Source organism: Streptomyces sp. YIM 130001 (assembly GCF_003574445.1).
In the GTDB taxonomy this organism is placed as follows: domain Bacteria; phylum Actinomycetota; class Actinomycetes; order Streptomycetales; family Streptomycetaceae; genus Streptomyces.
Genome location: NZ_KZ984591.1, coordinates 1 through 1,346, shown reverse-complemented (window position 1 = coordinate 1,346; position 1,346 = coordinate 1). Strand labels below are relative to the sequence as shown.

Below are 1,346 nucleotides of genomic sequence, written 5' to 3'. Positions count from 1 at the left end.
TGGGCCACGTCCACGACCTGGAGGGCCTCCGGTGCCTTGCCGTCGTTCTTCTTGCCGTTGACGGAGTCGGTGAGCATGACCAGGCAGAACGGGCAGGCGGTGGAGACGATGTCCGGGTTGAGGGACAGCGCCTCGTCCACCCGCTCGGTGTTGATGCGCTTGCCGATGCGCTCCTCCATCCACATGCGTGCGCCGCCGGCGCCGCAGCAGAAGCCGCGTTCCTTGTGGCGGTGCATCTCCTGCTGGCGCAGGCCGGGGACGGCGGACATGATCTCGCGCGGGGGCGTGTAGACCTTGTTGTGCCGGCCCAGGTAACACGGGTCGTGGTAGGTGATGAGGCCGTCGACCGGGGTGACCGGGATCAACTTGCCCTCGTCGATGAGGTGCTGCAGCAACTGCGTGTGGTGGATGACCTCGTAGTCACCACCGAGCTGCGGATACTCGTTCGCGATGGTGTTGAAGCAGTGCGGACAGGTCGAGACGATCTTCTTCGCCGTCTTCGGCTTCTTGGTCGACTCGTCCTCGTCATCCTCGCCGAAGGCCGCGTTCAGAGTCGCGACGTTCTCCATCCCGAGCTCCTGGAACAGCGGCTCGTTGCCGAGTCGCCGTGCCGAGTCACCGGTGCACTTCTCGTCACCGCCCATGATCGCGAACTTGACGCCCGCGATGTGCAGCAGCTCCGCGAAAGCCTTCGTCGTCTTCTTCGCCCGGTCCTCCAACGCACCCGCGCAGCCGACCCAGTACAGGTACTCGACCTCCGTGAGGTCGTCGATCGTCTTGCCGACGACCGGCACCTCGAAGTCGACCTCCTTGGTCCACTCCAGACGCTGCTTCTTCGCCAGGCCCCAGGGATTGCCCTTCTTCTCCAGGTTCTTGAGCATCGTGCCCGCCTCGCTGGGGAAGCTGGACTCGATCATCACCTGGTAGCGGCGCATGTCGACGATGTGGTCGATGTGCTCGATGTCGACCGGGCACTGCTCGACACAGGCACCACACGTGGTGCAGGACCACAACACGTCCGGGTCGATGACCCCGTTCTCCTCGAGCGTGCCGATCAGCGGACGCTCGGCCTCCGCGAGCGCGGCGGCGGGCACGTCCGCCAGCTGCTCCTCGGTGGCCTGCTCGTTGCCCTCCATGTCCTTACCGCCACCGGCGAGGAGGTAGGGGGCCTTGGCGTGCGCGTGGTCACGCAACGACATGATCAGGAGCTTCGGGGAGAGCGGCTTGCCGGTGTTCCAGGCGGGGCACTGCGACTGGCAGCGCCCGCACTCGGTGCAGGTGGAGAAGTCCAGCAGGCCCTTCCAGGAGAACTGCTCGACCTGCGAAACACCGAAAACATCGTCCTC

General features: G+C 65.5%; 1 protein-coding gene. It reads right to left on the bottom strand.

Translation table 11 applies throughout. From position 1 onward, the window contains the following. Positions 1-1,346: (Fe-S)-binding protein (locus tag DSC45_RS35510; RefSeq protein WP_162929458.1), on the bottom strand; the 1,346-nt coding region annotated here is incomplete at both ends.